Origin of the sequence: Acinetobacter kookii (assembly GCF_900096895.1) — a bacterium.
GTDB lineage: Bacteria > Pseudomonadota > Gammaproteobacteria > Pseudomonadales > Moraxellaceae > Acinetobacter > Acinetobacter kookii.
In genome coordinates this window covers 179,163-194,613 of the sequence record NZ_FMYO01000004.1, presented here as the reverse complement: position 1 = coordinate 194,613, position 15,451 = coordinate 179,163, and the positions used below count along the sequence as shown (strand labels likewise).

Annotated in this window: 16 protein-coding genes and 2 pseudogenes; 9 read left to right on the top strand and 9 right to left on the bottom strand. The window is 39.0% G+C overall.

Features of this window, described 5'->3' with window-relative positions; all coding sequences use genetic code 11:
* Positions 1-13: 13 nt before the first annotated feature.
* On the bottom strand, positions 14-364 hold the full coding sequence (locus BLP85_RS08450) for a hypothetical protein (RefSeq protein WP_092819670.1): 351 nt from the start codon (positions 362-364) through the stop codon (positions 14-16).
* Between the two features lie 42 nt (positions 365-406).
* Positions 407-775, bottom strand: coding sequence for a sulfurtransferase complex subunit TusD (tusD, locus tag BLP85_RS08445; RefSeq protein WP_092819669.1), 369 nt, complete (start codon positions 773-775; stop codon positions 407-409).
* A gap of 264 nt (positions 776-1,039) precedes the next feature.
* On the opposite strand from tusD, the pseudogene BLP85_RS15155 reads away from it, so the two are divergent.
* Positions 1,040-1,225, top strand: a pseudogene (locus tag BLP85_RS15155) (site-specific integrase); the annotation flags it as partial.
* Between the two features lie 36 nt (positions 1,226-1,261).
* On the opposite strand, the pseudogene BLP85_RS08435 reads toward BLP85_RS15155, so the two are convergent.
* Positions 1,262-1,523 (bottom strand): annotated as a pseudogene (locus BLP85_RS08435) (transposase); the annotation flags it as partial.
* A gap of 85 nt (positions 1,524-1,608) precedes the next feature.
* On the bottom strand, positions 1,609-1,989 hold the full coding sequence (locus tag BLP85_RS08430) for a MerR family transcriptional regulator (protein ID WP_092819668.1): 381 nt from the start codon (positions 1,987-1,989) through the stop codon (positions 1,609-1,611).
* 101 nt (positions 1,990-2,090) lie between these two features.
* On the opposite strand from BLP85_RS08430, the gene BLP85_RS08425 reads away from it, so the two are divergent.
* Positions 2,091-3,167, top strand: coding sequence for an SDR family oxidoreductase (locus BLP85_RS08425; protein ID WP_092819667.1), 1,077 nt, complete (start codon positions 2,091-2,093; stop codon positions 3,165-3,167).
* Positions 3,168-4,053: 886 nt separating this feature from the next.
* Here BLP85_RS08425 and BLP85_RS08415 read toward each other — a convergent pair.
* Positions 4,054-5,192 (bottom strand): IS3 family transposase gene (locus tag BLP85_RS08415; protein WP_092819665.1). Its coding sequence is split into 2 segments (ribosomal slippage): positions 4,054-4,934 and positions 4,934-5,192, totalling 1,140 coding nucleotides; the frame shifts between segments, so codons are not numbered across the junction.
* Positions 5,193-5,401: 209 nt separating this feature from the next.
* Positions 5,402-5,746, bottom strand: coding sequence for a hypothetical protein (locus tag BLP85_RS08410; protein ID WP_092819664.1), 345 nt, complete (start codon positions 5,744-5,746; stop codon positions 5,402-5,404).
* Between the two features lie 395 nt (positions 5,747-6,141).
* On the opposite strand from BLP85_RS08410, the gene BLP85_RS08405 reads away from it, so the two are divergent.
* The 4 genes from BLP85_RS08405 (at position 6,142) to BLP85_RS08390 (ending at position 10,169) form a co-directional block, all read left to right on the top strand.
* Positions 6,142-7,149 (top strand): SDR family NAD(P)-dependent oxidoreductase, encoded by a 1,008-nt coding sequence (locus BLP85_RS08405; RefSeq protein WP_092819663.1) that lies wholly within the window; start codon positions 6,142-6,144, stop codon positions 7,147-7,149.
* A gap of 132 nt (positions 7,150-7,281) precedes the next feature.
* Positions 7,282-8,676 carry a class II fumarate hydratase gene (fumC, locus tag BLP85_RS08400; protein WP_092819662.1) on the top strand — a complete coding sequence of 465 codons (1,395 nt, stop codon included), beginning with the start codon at positions 7,282-7,284 and terminating at the stop codon, positions 8,674-8,676.
* Between the two features lie 314 nt (positions 8,677-8,990).
* Positions 8,991-9,191 (top strand): hypothetical protein, encoded by a 201-nt coding sequence (locus BLP85_RS08395; RefSeq protein WP_092819661.1) that lies wholly within the window; start codon positions 8,991-8,993, stop codon positions 9,189-9,191.
* A 576-nt stretch (positions 9,192-9,767) separates the two neighbouring features.
* The gene (locus tag BLP85_RS08390; protein WP_228143272.1) at positions 9,768-10,169 is read left to right on the top strand and encodes a DUF3147 family protein; all 402 of its coding nucleotides are present in this window, start codon (positions 9,768-9,770) and stop codon (positions 10,167-10,169) included.
* A gap of 89 nt (positions 10,170-10,258) precedes the next feature.
* On the opposite strand, the gene BLP85_RS08385 is transcribed toward BLP85_RS08390, so the two are convergent.
* Positions 10,259-10,687: a hypothetical protein gene (locus BLP85_RS08385; protein WP_092819660.1), complete on the bottom strand. Its 429-nt coding sequence runs from the start codon at positions 10,685-10,687 to the stop codon at positions 10,259-10,261.
* A gap of 180 nt (positions 10,688-10,867) precedes the next feature.
* On the opposite strand from BLP85_RS08385, the gene BLP85_RS08380 reads away from it, so the two are divergent.
* The 3 genes from BLP85_RS08380 to BLP85_RS08370 all read left to right on the top strand — a co-directional run bounded on the left by BLP85_RS08380 (position 10,868) and on the right by BLP85_RS08370 (position 13,642).
* Complete coding sequence (locus BLP85_RS08380; RefSeq protein ID WP_228143271.1) at positions 10,868-12,007, top strand: GGDEF domain-containing protein; 1,140 nt, start codon at positions 10,868-10,870, stop codon at positions 12,005-12,007.
* A 258-nt stretch (positions 12,008-12,265) separates the two neighbouring features.
* Positions 12,266-12,757: a hypothetical protein gene (locus BLP85_RS08375; RefSeq protein WP_092819658.1), complete on the top strand. Its 492-nt coding sequence runs from the start codon at positions 12,266-12,268 to the stop codon at positions 12,755-12,757.
* Between the two features lie 282 nt (positions 12,758-13,039).
* Positions 13,040-13,642, top strand: a complete 603-nt coding sequence (locus tag BLP85_RS08370) for a nitroreductase family protein (protein WP_092819657.1) — start codon at positions 13,040-13,042, stop codon at positions 13,640-13,642.
* A 90-nt stretch (positions 13,643-13,732) separates the two neighbouring features.
* On the opposite strand, the gene BLP85_RS08365 is transcribed toward BLP85_RS08370, so the two are convergent.
* Positions 13,733-14,938: an MFS transporter gene (locus tag BLP85_RS08365; protein ID WP_092819656.1), complete on the bottom strand. Its 1,206-nt coding sequence runs from the start codon at positions 14,936-14,938 to the stop codon at positions 13,733-13,735.
* Complete coding sequence (locus BLP85_RS08360; protein ID WP_092819655.1) at positions 14,935-15,372, bottom strand: MarR family winged helix-turn-helix transcriptional regulator; 438 nt, start codon at positions 15,370-15,372, stop codon at positions 14,935-14,937. The genes BLP85_RS08365 and BLP85_RS08360 overlap by 4 nt, the downstream gene beginning before the upstream one ends.
* Positions 15,373-15,451 lie beyond the last annotated feature (79 nt).

Sequence of the window (15,451 nt, the reverse complement as noted above, 5' to 3'; positions counted from 1 at the left end):
TAACTCTTCAACTTTACCAGTACAGCACAAAATCAAAACTTTGAATGAAATCAGGATTTAACTCAACAAATTCAATCTCCTGTTGAGCATTGGCTACAAAGTGTGAATGTTGATGTCTGTTTTCGACCAAAATCGGGCTAAGGTCATAAAATTCAAAGCTATCGACCATGTTGGATGCCACTTTAAAGGCATGTTTAAGCTGCTCGAATTGCAGTTCGGCATTGAGTAAACTTAAGGCGGCATCTTGAAGTAAAACTTTTACTTCACAACCAAAAGTTGCCAGTACCATGGTGGCAGACAGGCTTTCATGCACCTGCAAGTTGGCCAGATTGGCTTGGGTCAGAATAACGAGTACAGATTTCACACAATTTACCTTTTAAAAGCCACAAATACCAAAAATATCGTCTTAGAATTGAATCAGACGTTGTGTGGATTGCACTGCATCGGCAAGTTCACCCAGACCAACCAGTTCAAAGCCTTGCGCAAGATTGTGTTGGCTAATTTGATGTCGTTTGGCATTTTCCTCATCGCTAATGCCACGCGCCAAAGCAGCACTCACACATACCGGTAAGCGAATTGCCAGTTTTTGCCATTCTTCAGTCAGGTTACGCTGATCGTCTGGAACCCATTGCAAGGCATTCGCTACAGCGACACCGTCCTGATAAAAAAACACGCGAAATGCCCGGTTTTTAGCGTGCAAGGCCTGAGCCAGACCCAAGGAATGCCAGGCATAGATCGAGGTCGGAGCGGAGGTAATTAGTAATAAGGTACTCATCGAAATTCACTTGAAGAATGCCCAATCCAATATTGATGCATCCAAACTTCATAAGAAAAGGGTAGTATACAATGATTTTATGTTGTATCTAAAGAATTCAGCATCGGATGTTAAAATTATTTTAAAAATAATCATTTAAAAACAATGTGTTATTATGGTGAGTAAAAATTAAAAGTCATAAAACCTGGTTTTTATCTGCACGAAATTCCCTGTATTTCCTTTGACTATATTATCTATAGAATAAAAGCCAATCTGCACCAAAAAATGAAACTTCCAAAACCCATACAATGTGGGGCAGGTTGGCGTATCACGTTCACTTCTGAAAACAAACGATACTCAGTAACCAGAAATACAGCAAAAGAATGTGAGCACTGGGCATCAATCAAGCGACTAGAACTTAAAACAGGTAAGGCTAATCTTGAGCAGGGAATTAAGCCAGCATATCCATTTTTTGGTCGTGTAGTCTGGTGCTGTCCAATCTAATCAATAAAGTTTAATGAGGCTCTGAACAGAGCCAGTGAAGTGACCATTCGTAAAGAGAGTCGAAATAGAGACTTAATTATAAGACAGCCTTAAATAGCCTACCCGCATCGGAATAGGTTTGATTTTGTCCGTGTTTATCTTTTACTTGTACCTACCATTGAGTATTGGCATCAAACCAGATCGAGAGATTTCCTCGATTCATCAGAGATTGATTGTACATTTGCCAGTTAGAGGTACGAAAGATTTTAGGCGTAGGCTTATTCATTTGAGAATTATATTGCTGAATAAGCCCTTAGCGATAGATTTGTGAAACACAGCCGTTCTTTTATAAATGATTTTTTAATCAATCATCAAAGTGAATCGTAAATCACATCACAGCCTTTTTTGAATGGGCAAGGTTCTCTCTCCATCAGGTTTTCCAGCATCGTCTGCATCTGCTGCAATTGCTCAATCTTCTCCCGAACTGTATTGAGCTTATCCTGCAGAATTGCTTGAAACTGTTCGGCAGGAATTTCACTTTCATTCGCCAAATGGATAATCTGCCTAATCTCAGCAAGAGTAAATCCCAGATTTTTCGCAACCTGTATTAGCTGCAGCTGCTGCAGCGTTTGTTCAGGATAATCCTTATAGCCGTTATTGCGAACCAGAGGGTGGATCAGCTGCATTTTTTCATAAAAACGGATGGTATCCCGGCTCATATTCATCTGTTGTGATAATTCACCAATCAGCATGTGTAAAGTCCCTTTAGGATTAATTTTTTAAAAACTGCTTGACCATAGAGTGTACTCCATACTTTAGCTTAAGTATGAACAATTCGACTGATTACACATTTATGCACATTTCAAATCAGACAGCCCTCGTAGTAGGCGCAACAGGCTTTATCGGTAAATTTCTCATAGCACGCCTGCTTAGAGATAATGTTCAGGTATTTGCCTTATGCCGCAATCTCGATCAGCAAGCTCCACAGCTTCAGCAATGGCTGACACAGCAGGGCATTATACATCAACAGTTAAATTTCATTCAGGGCGATATTACCCTGCCCAACTTAGGGCTGTCTAAGCAGGACTGGCTGCAGCTCAAAACGGTCAATTATCTTTATAATACCAGCGCCTTATTTGCATGGCACTTAACGATGCAGCAGGCTAAGGCAGTCAATGTTAATGGGCTTGAACGATTGCTGGCCTGTGTCAGCAGGCATTGTCAATTAGAACGGGCAGTACATCTGTCAGGCTATATGCTGACTTTGGATGCGCACTTACAGGCAGCGGGTATTTATCGCGAGCATATTGGGCAGACTGATTGGCCACAGGTCTATGCCAGATTGGGGGCGTATGAAGCGTCTAAAATACAAGGGCATTTCACTTGGATTAAACATGCCAATCAGCATAATATCCCATGGACAGTTATCCACCCAGCCACTGTTATTGGTGATGAAACAACCGGAGAGATTCCATCTCATCAACCGATTGCACATCTAATCCGGCAAGTGAAACAAGGAAAAATGACGGCTATTCCTGGAACGCGGCAGCACTCGTTACCATTAGTTTCGGTGACGATGTTGGTTGAGGCTATAATTCATGCTGCCCAAGATCCATGTACGCATCAGCAGGAAATTCTAGTGGCAAATCCAGAGCAAGTTTCCTTTCCGGAATTGATTCAGATAATTGCACAGCATCTGCAGGTCAAGGCGCCGCGCCACTTTATTTCACTAAAATTACTTCAGCCGATTTTAAAATGGCAATGGTTAGCGCGAAAACTGGATATGTCTACGGAAATGCTGAATTTCCTTAGAACCGAGCAGCTTGATTTGAAGCGGTTTATCACATTGAATCAACATTGGAATATTCCAAATACCGATATCAGAAGCAAAATAGTAAAGACAGCGACATGGGTTAGCCGACCATCCTGAAAAAGCACAAGTCCTTAAGTGAGCCGCTAAGAAGGCATTTCAAACAATATGAAATACCTTCCTCTTGCTTATTTAGATTTTTTTAACATCAGTTTTATTGAATTCATCATTACTTTTTTTGGAATTTTCAGTTTTTATATTTGTGGATTCTGTTGCAAAATCCAGATTGTGGAGAATGGGCATTGCCCATGCTGAGACAGATACAAAAGGAGATAGAATCATTAAGATTGCGAGAAAATTGCGTTTTGAACCGAACATAATATTGCCTTAAAAATAAAATAAAGAATATTTAATCTAACTAATTAAATAGTTGTTTGATTTAATAGAGAATATTATGATTTGAATATCACCAAAACTTGGTATTTTATATTATGCAGGGTAGTGCTTATGTCTAATAGGAAATATATTGACATCAACTCTTAAACTGGATTAGTAAGGATTAAGAATCTGCATTGGTGTTATTAAATTTCTCAATTGAGGTCTATAATTAATCTTTTATTGTTAAATGATTTGCTAAAAGGAATGTTTCAATTTTATTAATAATTTCTACTGTTTCTTGGATCATTTCCTCAAGGTTTTTATATTGAGTAATTTTTTTATTGGATTGAATGAAAGTATAAACATCAACTTCAATAGAAAGTTTTGATTTTAAGTTATAAATCATATCTACAGGTTTTATTATTCCTAAGCTTTCATAAGTTTGATAGGGTTTCTGATATGTTTTATTTTTTTATAAGTTGCTAATTTAAATAAATTTATCATAATAATTCATATTTTCTGAGGATCTTGGCAATATCAACTCTGATTTGACCAATATGATTCTCTAGGGATTCCTATTCTTCGTAAATATCTGGACTGCTCCCAGTATCCTAGACACGAGACAGCCTCATTTTGAAGCTGCCTCAAAGGCTTCTGGACTCATCCCATCGAGATGCGAATGACGCCTGATTCGATTGTAAAACATCTCGATGTAATCAAACACATCTGCACGAGCCATTTCTCGTGTTTTGTAGATCCTCTTTTTAATTCTTTCCTTCTTTAAGCTGCTAAAAAAGGATTCAGCAACGGCATTATCCCAACAGTTTCCTCTACGGCTCATGCTGGGTATTAAGTTATGTTTCTGACAGAATTTCTGCCAGTCTCTACTGCTGTATTGGGAGCCTTGGTCAGAGTGTATGATCACAGGTTCATTTGGCCTACGTCGCCATACCGCCATAAGAAGTGCATCCAAAACGATATCCTTGGCAAGCGTAGGTTTCATTGACCAACCGATGACTTTTCTCGAATATAAATCAAGAACCACAGCCAGATATAACCAGCCTTGCCATGTGCGAATGTAAGTTATATCAGTCACCCAAGAAGTATCAGGTGTGTTTACAATAAACTCTCGATTTAAATGGTTAGGTAGCACAATCTGAGGACGACCACGACCATAGCTTTTATGTTTCTTATATCCTCGAACAGCGGCAATACCATTGTTCTTCATGATCTTCAGCACACGATTGGGCCCGCAGCTTTCACCCAATTCTTTTAGATCTAGCGTAATGCGACGATAACCATAGATGCCATAGCTGGCATCATAAGAAGAACGGATGAGCTGTAATAACCGCTTATCTTCAATAGTCCTGCCTGATTCGGGTTCATGCAACCAGGCATAGTAACCAGCACGAGCGATCTTAAGGACCCGACACATCGTTTTAATCTTAAATTGATGGCTGTATTCCAGGATAAACTGATACTTTACTCGGGCAGGCTTGCAAAGTACCTTGCGGCCTTTTTTAGAATATCCCGTTCCTCTTCAGTCTGTTTAAGCTGACTTTTAAGACGTAGGATTTCTTTCTTTGCTTCGAGTAGTTCATGTTCATCAGGGTTGTTGCGTAAAGGCTGTACGGCCTTTAGCCATTTATAAATGCTGTGCTGTGATACGCCTAAACGTTCTGCTACATCAGTGACAGAATATCCACGTTCGGTAATCAATTTAACAGCTTCATCTTTAAATTCTGGGGTATATCTTTGTCCACTCATAAGGTTCTCTCCTATGCAAAAAGAATAGACGAAATTTGTCTAGGAGAGTGGTGGCAGTCCAAAAGATGGTTATGTGTGTCTAGAATTTTGGTGGCTATTCAATCTATATTTTTTTTAAAAACTACATTTGTTTAAGTGTTTGATATTTGGAGCTGGTTTAAAAATATCTTTTTTAGGGCTAAAGCATACATAATTAATATAACTGGTATTCAAAAAGCGAAATTTTCTACATGTCTTAAATTGATCAGTATTTCTAGTAACCATCTCAGCTCAAATCTGATTGAAACTAAAAGTTCTAATATTGGAAATGCAAAATCTTTAGCTGATTGAAAATCTACTTCTTCTCGCCAGTCATTCAAAAGATAGGCTGCAATAAAAGATGCACCCAATGTGGCAGCCGCTCCAAAATAACTACCAGTAGTGTTTAGAGCATCTTTTATAGTATGAGGTCCTGAATATACAAATATGCAAAACGTAACCATTAGAAAGGTAAATGCTATTGATAAGCTTACAATAAAACTAAATGTGATAGTTTTAAATCTACTTAACTCCACACCTTGCTCAAAACCCTAAAATTACTTTTCAGTCCCAAAGCCCAACCATGTTCCTTGCAAAAAATTCCCCATTATTTACCGTGTACTCGATATAAAAGTACATCCATGTTTTCATTTTTATTTCTTTCAGCTGTTTACAATGGTGGTTCGGTCTTTTACAAGATAATTAGGTGGTTATTTCTTGTCGTAAATAAAATACATTTCATAGCCATAACTGTAACACATGCATTATTCCAAACCTTTAAAATGGCGATATAGTGCTCTTGCAGATTAGCCGACGCAAGAGAATTTTAAGTCGGTTTTTTGCTTTTAATATCTGTAGATAAGTTGTTGTGAATACCAAAATTTCACCAATAAATTGCAAGGTACTGATTATTATAAGGAGTATCTAAACAATGATTTTAGTGACTGGTGGTTTAGGCTTTATAGGCTCACATATTGCGTTAAGCCTGATGGCTCATGGACAAGAAGTCATCATTGTCGACAATTTATCCAATGCAACTTTACAAACCTTAGAACGCCTAGAATATATTTCCGGCATGTATGTGCCTTTTGTCAAAATTGATATTCGAAATACCCCGGCCTTAAATAAAGTTTTTGAACAATATTCTGTTGAAGCGGTCATTCATACCGCCGGATTTAAATCGATAGAAGAATCTGTACTTAAACCGCTAGAATATTATAACGATAATGTCAGCTGTATCATGAGTCTGCTGCGCGCAATGCAGCGTACCGGCATTCGGACCTTAATTCACTTATCCAGTTTAGCTGTTTACGGCCAGTCAAGTTTAATCCTGACCGAAGATCTTGCTTTTAACTATTCTTATCCCAATCCCTACGTGAAGTCGCAACAGATGATTGAAGAAATCATCCGCGATACTGCTTTGACAGACAGTGAATGGAAAATTGCCATTTTAAGGCTGTGCAATATTGCCGGTGCATTTGAACATGGCGTGCTGGGGGAGTTTGTGGCGCCATTGCCGAAAAACATTATTCCATTGGCTTTACAGGTTGCGGCGAGGAAACGTGAGTATATTGAACTGCGCCAGCAGGCACAGACGTTAGATCGTACCGTGGAACGCAGCTTTCTGCATGTATTGGATTGCTGTGATGCCATTTTTGCGACTCTACAATGGTTAAGGACTCAGCCTTATACCTGTGATGCTTTTAATATTGCCGGGCAGAATATATCTATTCGTGCCTTGCTCAGTGAAATTTCAAAAGTCACCCGGGTAGAAATGAAAACTGTTGATGCGCCGTTTTATGCCTATGCTGAACTTGATCAGGTGGGGGCGACCTCAGGAAAAGCCCATGAAATTTTAAAATGGCAACCTAAACGCAGCATTACTCAAATTATTGAGGATGCGTGGCGTTTTTATCAGCAAACGCTTAAGGGAAATTAAACCAAGATGAATTTTAAAATATATGAAAATAATTATCATTTACATCTATAGGGTGTTTGATTAAGATCATTAAATATGTCAAAACAATTGAATTGGCTTAAATCATAAAACGATATGGATATGAGGTTGAAAATGCAAACACGTATTGAACATGACACTATGGGAGAGGTAGAAGTTCCAAGTGAAGCAATGTGGGGTGCGCAAACGCAGCGTAGTTTGCAAAACTTTAAAATTGGCCAGGAACGTTTACCACGACCGATGATTCGGGCGATGGGGCTGGTCAAAAAAGCCGCGGCTATTACCAATGCCGAGTTAGATCAAATTCCGCATGAGCTGTCACATTATATTGTGGGTGCAGCAGAAGAGGTGATTGCCGGGAAGTGGGATAGCCAGTTTCCGCTGGTGGTATGGCAAACCGGTTCGGGTACGCAAAGCAATATGAACTGCAACGAAGTGATTGCCAATATTGCCAACCAGAAACTGGGCAATCCTTTAGGTTCGCAAAAGCCAGTACATCCGAATGACCATGTGAATCGTGCGCAATCGACCAATGATTCTTTCCCGACAGCCATTCATGTGGCAGCAAGCCTGCAAATCAATGAACTGCTGATTCCTGCGGTACAACGTTTACGCGATACTCTAGAGGCTAAATCTAAAGCATTTTCAGATATTGTGAAAATTGGCCGTACCCATTTACAGGATGCAACGCCCTTAACGCTGGGTCAGGAATTTAGTGGCTATGTATCACAACTGGATCATGCCTTAAAACGTCTGCATTATGCCTTACTGGGTTTGTATGAATTGCCTTTGGGGGGAACAGCAGTTGGAACCGGTTTAAATGCTCATCCTGAATATGCGGTTAAAGCAGCAGCACAACTGGCCAATTTAACCGGTTTGCCATTTGTGACGGCTCCGAATAAATTCGAAGCTTTGGCGGCCCGGGACGCTGCAGTATTTGCCTCTGGAGCCTTAAAAACGTTGGCAGCAAGTTTAAATAAAATTGCCAATGATATTCGCTGGCTGGCAAGTGGTCCGCGCTGTGGGTTTGGCGAAATCCGTATTCCTGAAAATGAGCCGGGTTCAAGCATTATGCCGGGCAAGGTCAATCCGACCCAAAGTGAAGCCATGACCATGGTGGTGGCACAGGTGCTGGGGAATGACACGACTATTAATGTCGCTGGAGCTTCGGGCAACTTTGAGCTGAATGTGTTTATGCCGGTCATTGCCTTTAACCTGTTGCAATCAATTCAACTGTTGGGCGATGCATGTAACAGCTTCAATGATCATTGCGCCGTTGGCATTGAGCCAAACCGGGAAAAGATAGATCATTTCCTGCATAATTCACTCATGCTAGTCACCGCTTTAAATCCGGTGATTGGTTATGAAAATGCTGCGAAAGTCGCCAAAACAGCTTATAAGGAAGGTAAAACCTTAAAGCAGGTTGCGGTCGAATTGAATCTGGTTACTGCGGAACAGTTCGATGCCGTGGTGATTCCTGAAAATATGGTGTCTCCTAATGTGAAATAGGCATCTAAAGGCGAGAACAGCTATCATCAATTGCTCATCAGTGTTTTTTCCAGGGTAGATATCCGTACAATATAGGAAGAAATTAACTGCCGATGATTAGACTTCTTTCATAATTGTGCACATCCTCTTTATTTTTCTCTTGCGCTTGATTTTAAAGCACTGCTTAAAACCGAGCTCAGGGGGAAATAAAAGGAATTTATGAAAGAAGCCTATTGATTATATTTAATATTTTGATTTAAACGCTCGCCAAATAGTGGGCTTTTTTCATCTTTATGTTAAATTAATTGCACAATTAAAAGCCCATGGAGATGTCTGTGAAAGAAGCACTAAAAGAATATCGCATTGCAAGAACCAAGCTTGAAGATGAAATTCAAGAGTTTCTTAGCCAAAAATTTGCAGAATTTAAAGAAAAGACGGGGGCTGAAGTTATTCATTTAGACGTAAACATTGAAGTACTGGATGATCATGAAGCAGATGCTTTTATTGAAAGTGTGTTTGTCAGTACAGATTTATAGTGAATAGCCAGAAAGTAGAAGCCCAACGAAAGGTAGGCTTTATTTAATCCACAGAAATTTACCTAACATACACAAGCTATCGAACTGGGCTTAGAGTGCAATCGGTATAAGTTTGAGCCATATATGCTTGGATTTCTAATCGGTTGAGGTAAAAGATGAAATTATTCACTTTGATTGGGGCAGGGTGACGGCTAGATATTATTATAAGAAAGTTAAAAAAGAGAAAGCAAAATAAAAAAGCCAATAACTTACGAAAAATAGAGGAACCAATCAAGGCACAAAATATCACTGTTTAATTTATGAAAAGGCCTTACAACTTTGTGAGGCTTGGTTGATTTTCCAGAGCCATGATTTTGAGTATACAGCTAAATTTTTTTGATACTGATGCAATTTAAATAGATGATCAGAATGATGATTATTGTCTATCCATAACGAAAGAAATAACCCAAAATAAATGCTTGAAAACAGTTCCTCTAATTGCCCTATACTTTTGTCACTCAAAGCATGTGGCAAAGGGGAAAAGAAGGATAAATTTCTTGTCTATTGAGCAATTAATAGGTCGAATAAAGCGTATAGATGATTGAAAGAACCTATAAAAAGAATTTTTTATTTGCTAAAGGAAATGCAATGGTTTGGCTTATTGCTAAATATGCTATAACTGCTGGGATGGTCATACTAATTTCAGAAGTTGCTAAACGTAGTGACCGTCTAGGGGGACTAATTGCCGCCTTGCCTATTGTCACGGTACTTGTGCTGATATGGATGAAAATTGAGAATCAGGATCCCCAGAAAATTTCCAATCATGCTTGGTATACCTTTTGGTATGTAGTACCGACCTTACCTATGTTTTTGGCATTTCCGATACTTTATCAGCGTTATGGATTTTGGCTGTCTTTAGCCATCTGTTGCATAATGACTATCCTGATTTTTCTTGCCTGGGCTGTGATTTTGCGCCATTTCGGCATTGATTTAATGTAAAGTATTAAAATGATTATGAACTCCCATCACTTCTGCTAGGGCTTTTTATTTGAATCACAATTCCGCACTTTGTTTATTGAGGGGTTTTTTTATTTCAGCAAAGCATCTGTTGTTTTGGATTCAGAAGTTATATGCCAGCGTACTAAGTAACTCGCAAACCAAATGCCTGGAATTAAAAGTAGACCTAAGCCAATCCATAAGCTAAGCGTAACAGCGAATATAGAATTGATTATTCCGCAAAATGAACCTAAATAGATAAGATATGGATGAATTTTCTTATTTATTAACCAGCCAATGTTCATGGCTAAGAATACTAAGATTGCAATCCAGACAGTGCCAGGAAAGAGAAACTGGTCGAATAATTGAGTGGGGCTTAGTACTGTTAAGTTAGGTAAATCATTTAGATGTTCACGAAAGCGATCAGGATTTCCACCCTTTAAAGCCATATAGAAAAAGGGAAGAGTAAATAACCAGACTATACTGGTAGTCACAATTTTAATGATTATTACATATTTCATTATTGGACACTTCTGAGCATTGCTAGCCGGCAATTAGAAAAAATAGTGAATTAACGAATGACTCAAGCACAGTAATGATAAAAAAATACAGCTTTTATTATTAAAAATAAATATTTATTGAATAATTTTAGCTAAACAATTTAGAATAAAAACTACACAGCTCTAGGTGTCATTCAGTCCGTGAATCTGCCAGATACCCAGTATTTTTTATTAGTTTACCCGATTTGCTTAATGCTCATTGGGACTGTCTTTATTGTTGCACATGTATGGTTTAAAGCTCCAAAATATTTATTGTGGATGGGGCTGAGCTGTGTTTTGCCATCAGTGGCATTGGCTGCACAGACACTGATGACAAATGTACAATTGAAACTGACTGCACCATGGTTTGCACTTTTCTATTTAGGTGGGGCTTGGGCAGTCACACATGGAATGCTGTTAAAAGCCAATTCCAGGTTAAATATGTTTGCAGCTTCTTTCTTTATGATAATGGCAATGTCTTTTCTTTTATATTTCAAATATATCGATGAGCAGTTATGGCCACGCATAGTCACAATTAATATAGCAATTCTATGCTTAGAGGCATTGGCACTTCCGAAAGTGTATACCTTATTGAAAAGAACAGACCTCCTGGAAAAGCTTTTATGCTTTAGCTACTTTCTCTTAGTTGCTTATGCCGTTATCAGAACTTTAATCGTCATTGTATACCTTCAAAATGTGCAACTGGTCACCTTAGCCACAACAAAGTGGTGGATGATGATGATTGCAGTAAATATACTCTTCAGCCTGTGGTTTGCAATTGTCGTTTCAGCTGTAGCTGTAAAAGAAAGGTTTAGTATCATTAACGAACAGAGATTGAAAGATCCTTTAACGCAGCTGTATAACCGTAATGGTATTTTAGAAAAAACAGGAGACCTGTTTAAAAACTTGCAGCATGGTGAAGTTTATCTGGTGATGTGTGATGTTGATCATTTTAAGATTATAAATGATACATGGGGACACAACGTAGGGGATAAAATCTTGTGCACAATTGCGGATATATGCAGATCCAATATTCGGCAAGGTGATATTGTCGGCAGATATGGCGGAGAAGAATTCATTATATTGCTGCAAAGTTCAGATGAAAAATCTTCATTAGCTTTAGTTGAACGCTTACGCAAAAAAATTGAAGATCAACTTTTTATTAACAATATTAGAGCTACCGTAAGTTTTGGTGCAGCTCGAATAGATGCAGAATCTCAGTTCATTACTGCTTTAGAGATAGCAGATGAACGTTTATACAAAGCTAAAAACGCTGGCCGAAATAGGGTTTACTTTAATTAAACTTTTTGCACATATGCTCAATATAAAAATACAGCCCAGGTTTCATTGTGTTGTCTTAATTTTTTATTGAGATATCGAAATAAGAACGGATGGACCAAATGGGTGAGCTTTATAGCGCTTAATTTAGCGTTGAATAAATTGTCATAATTGCTAAAATGCATTTCGTTTTTTATTACTGTTTTGCAATTATTTTGCATTAGTTTTGCGAGGTGAAAAATAAAACCTTGAAAAACAGTAATCTATCTAGGAAAATTTTTAATGTTCGATATTTATTTAACAGATGTTCAGAAAAAGGTGCAATTTAAGGATTATCCGGGTGAGCATCCTGTTAAATTTATTTTGAATTTTAAAAAGATTTTTCCAAGTGTGATGGAATTATTGCTTCCGGTTCTGCCTGGCGATGAAAATCTGGATGAAATGACCTGGGAATCGACCAGTGAAGATTTTGAATTGTTCAAATTATTACTCAGTGGTTGGGGCGTAATTGAATTGCGTTTAAATGCAATTTCTCAATTTAAAAATAAAAATTATGCCGACCAGCTGGTCAAAACTGCGCAGCAAAAGCGTAAAGAATTTGCGAAAAATAACCATAAATTAACCACTGTAGAACTGGATTATCTGTTCATGCATGAAATTCATGCACTGATTGATGCAGAACTGGTTGAAATTGGTGAAAAATTCTATTTACCAACACTGCGTGATCTCTGGAAGCATAAAGTGCCGCAAAATGTGTTGAATGCTAAATTTTAGACCCGTTTAAAATACGATAATAATCCTCCAAATATTGGGGGATTTTTTATGCCAATTTTAACTGTAAAAAGATCAGCTTAAGCTATTTAAGTGTGTCTATATAAAAGATTAAAGATTTAATTATCAATAAAATGTACTAGTAATTAGAATTATGATTGCATATGGTAAGACCACAACACTTTGACCTGAATATTGTTATAAAAGTAGATATTTCACATTTTATTAACAGTGAGGGTATGGTGTTCCAAATCTTCCCGAAGAAATACCACAGGATTTCATTGAATGTCGAATCAGTTTTTAGATTTAATTAATAAACGCCGTACCATTTATGCGGTGGGTAAAAATGTAGAGCAAAGTCCCGAGTATTTAACTGATTTGATTAAGCATGCCATTAAGCAGAGTCCGTCATCTTTTAACTCGCAGTCTTCACGTGCGGTGATTCTGTTTAATGCCGAGCATGAAAAATTTTGGGATTTAGTCAAAGAAAAACTCAAGTCTTATGCCAAAGATGAAGAAAGTGCGGCAAAAACCAGTGCCAAAATGGACAGCTTTGCAGCAGGTGTGGGCACCGTTTTATTCTTTGAAGATATGGATGTGATTAAAGGTCTGCAAGAGCAGTTCCCGTCTTATGCAGAGAATTTCCCGATCTGGGCAGAGCACTCAACAGCGATTGCCCAGTTCGCGACCTGGACAGCCTTACATACGGATGGATTAGGCGCTTCACTTCAGCACTATAACCCGATCGTGGATGAACAGGTCCATGCTGAATGGAACATTCCGGCATCCTGGAAACTGCGTGCTCAGCTGGTCTTTGGTTCAGTCGAAGGCGAAGCCAAAGAAAAAGCTTATATAGATGATGCAACGCGTTTCAAAGTGTTCAAGTAATTTATAATTTTTTGAAATCCCCTTTATGAAAGGGGATTTCGCACATTTTAGCCAATGGTTTTAATTTTTTCCGGTGCTATTGGAAAATGATTAAGCAGCGTTAACGGCTTTGCTTTTCACTTTATGTCCATGCAGCACATAGTAGAAACCAATACAGATCAAAGCTGCAATCGCGCTATACATATACAGCTGCGCGTAACCGATATAATCCAGCGCCATACCAATAAAGTAAGGACCAAAACCAAGACCTGCATCGAGGAAGATGAAGAAGGTCGAGGTGGCAAAGCCCATACGGTTCAGTGTGGTACTTTTCACCGCAACGGTCTGGCAAACCGACTGAATGTTGCCATAACCCAACCCCAGCAAGCCTGCACAAAGCAAAAGTGTGACCGGACTATGTGCCTGACTGAGCAGATACAAGGCCAATGCCATAATGATAAACGCCGGATACATAATGATATTTTCACCTTTACGATCCATCAATGGACCGGTAAATGGACGCGAAAATAAAATCGCAATCGCATACATCAAGAAGAAGAAAGAAGCTGTTTCAACCAGATCAATTTCTTTGGCATAGAAGTTAATAAAAGATAAAACCCCGGAATAACAGATTGAAGTCAACAACATGATGATCGAAATCGGCAAGGCTTTTATTTCAATAAACTGCGAAATGAAATCTGGTTTTTTGATATTGACCTGTGTTTCAACCGTTTTGGTGTGTTGCGGCAGCTTAGGCACTTCAATCATTAAAGCCACCACCAGGCAGCTTACTGCGACAAGGCTCGATAAGGCAAAAATTGAACTATAACCGACATGCAGCATCATCCAGATAGCCAGAAACGGGCCAATCGCGGTACCCAGAGTACTGCTCATGCTGTAATAGCCAATGCCTTCACCACGACGGGTCGGCGGTAAAATCTGTGCGATGATGGTGCCCAATACGGTCGATGCCATGCCCATCATAAACCCGTGCATGAAACGCACACCCAGCAAGGCAGCGATATTCATGGGAATAAAATAGAATCCTGAAAAAATCAGAAATCCGATTAAACCCACAATCATGGTGGTCTTTTGGCCAAAACGTTGCAGAAACTGACCGACAAGCAAACGGCCAATCAGGGTGCCGACAATGAACAAACCTGAAACCAGACCTGCCTGAGCCGTGGTTGCTCCCAGTTCAGCAACGGCATAACCGACAATGACCACCACCAGAAGATAAAAGGTCAGGACCAGCTGAAAGTTAATGGCACTGACAAGAATGAAATTTTTGCTCCATAAGGGCGTATGTTCACTCATGACTGACCCCCTTTCATCTCTTGCAGATGTTGCATAAGTTGATGAAGGGTGCTTAAGGTACTATTTTGAGCAGCCTGATCCAAGGGCAATAGCAGCTGTTGTTCAAACAGGTCCAGTTTTTGAGAGCATGTGGCAAAAAGCTGTTGGCCTTTAATGCTCAGGATCAGTTTCTTTTGCCGTTTGTCTTCAGTATCGACCTGATCCAAAACCTCCAGTTGCATCAGGGCATGAATCCGTTTTGCAATCGAAGGCTTGGAAACATTCAGATATTCAGCAATGTCGATAGAGGTACAGCCTTGCTTAAGCTGTATGACATACAGTACCTGCCACAAGGAATAATTTAGCTGATGTGGAAGTAAAATAATGTTGATTTCATCGCTCATTAAACGTGCACAGCGCAGTAATGAAGCACGGAAGTTAAGTGGATTTAGCATAATAGTTAGCTAGGGTAACTAAATTCAGTCAACTTTACGCCTGTTTAGTTGATTGTTCAAGTATTAAGCAAGCATCCCT

Excerpts from the sequence above, each read along its gene's own strand:
- BLP85_RS08370 (WP_092819657.1), top strand. The coding sequence starts at position 13,040 with ATGTCGAATCAGTTTTTAGATTTAATTAATAAACGCCGTACCATTTAT.
- tusD (WP_092819669.1), bottom strand. The coding sequence starts at position 775 with ATGAGTACCTTATTACTAATTACCTCCGCTCCGACCTCGATCTATGCC.
- BLP85_RS08365 (WP_092819656.1), bottom strand. The coding sequence starts at position 14,938 with ATGAGTGAACATACGCCCTTATGGAGCAAAAATTTCATTCTTGTCAGT.
- fumC (WP_092819662.1), top strand. The coding sequence starts at position 7,282 with ATGCAAACACGTATTGAACATGACACTATGGGAGAGGTAGAAGTTCCA.
- BLP85_RS08430 (WP_092819668.1), bottom strand. The coding sequence starts at position 1,989 with ATGCTGATTGGTGAATTATCACAACAGATGAATATGAGCCGGGATACC.
- BLP85_RS08425 (WP_092819667.1), top strand. The coding sequence starts at position 2,091 with ATGCACATTTCAAATCAGACAGCCCTCGTAGTAGGCGCAACAGGCTTT.
- BLP85_RS08375 (WP_092819658.1), top strand. The coding sequence starts at position 12,266 with ATGTTCGATATTTATTTAACAGATGTTCAGAAAAAGGTGCAATTTAAG.
- BLP85_RS08385 (WP_092819660.1), bottom strand. The coding sequence starts at position 10,687 with ATGAAATATGTAATAATCATTAAAATTGTGACTACCAGTATAGTCTGG.
- BLP85_RS08360 (WP_092819655.1), bottom strand. The coding sequence starts at position 15,372 with ATGCTAAATCCACTTAACTTCCGTGCTTCATTACTGCGCTGTGCACGT.
- BLP85_RS08405 (WP_092819663.1), top strand. The coding sequence starts at position 6,142 with ATGATTTTAGTGACTGGTGGTTTAGGCTTTATAGGCTCACATATTGCG.
- BLP85_RS08390 (WP_228143272.1), top strand. The coding sequence starts at position 9,768 with ATGATTGAAAGAACCTATAAAAAGAATTTTTTATTTGCTAAAGGAAAT.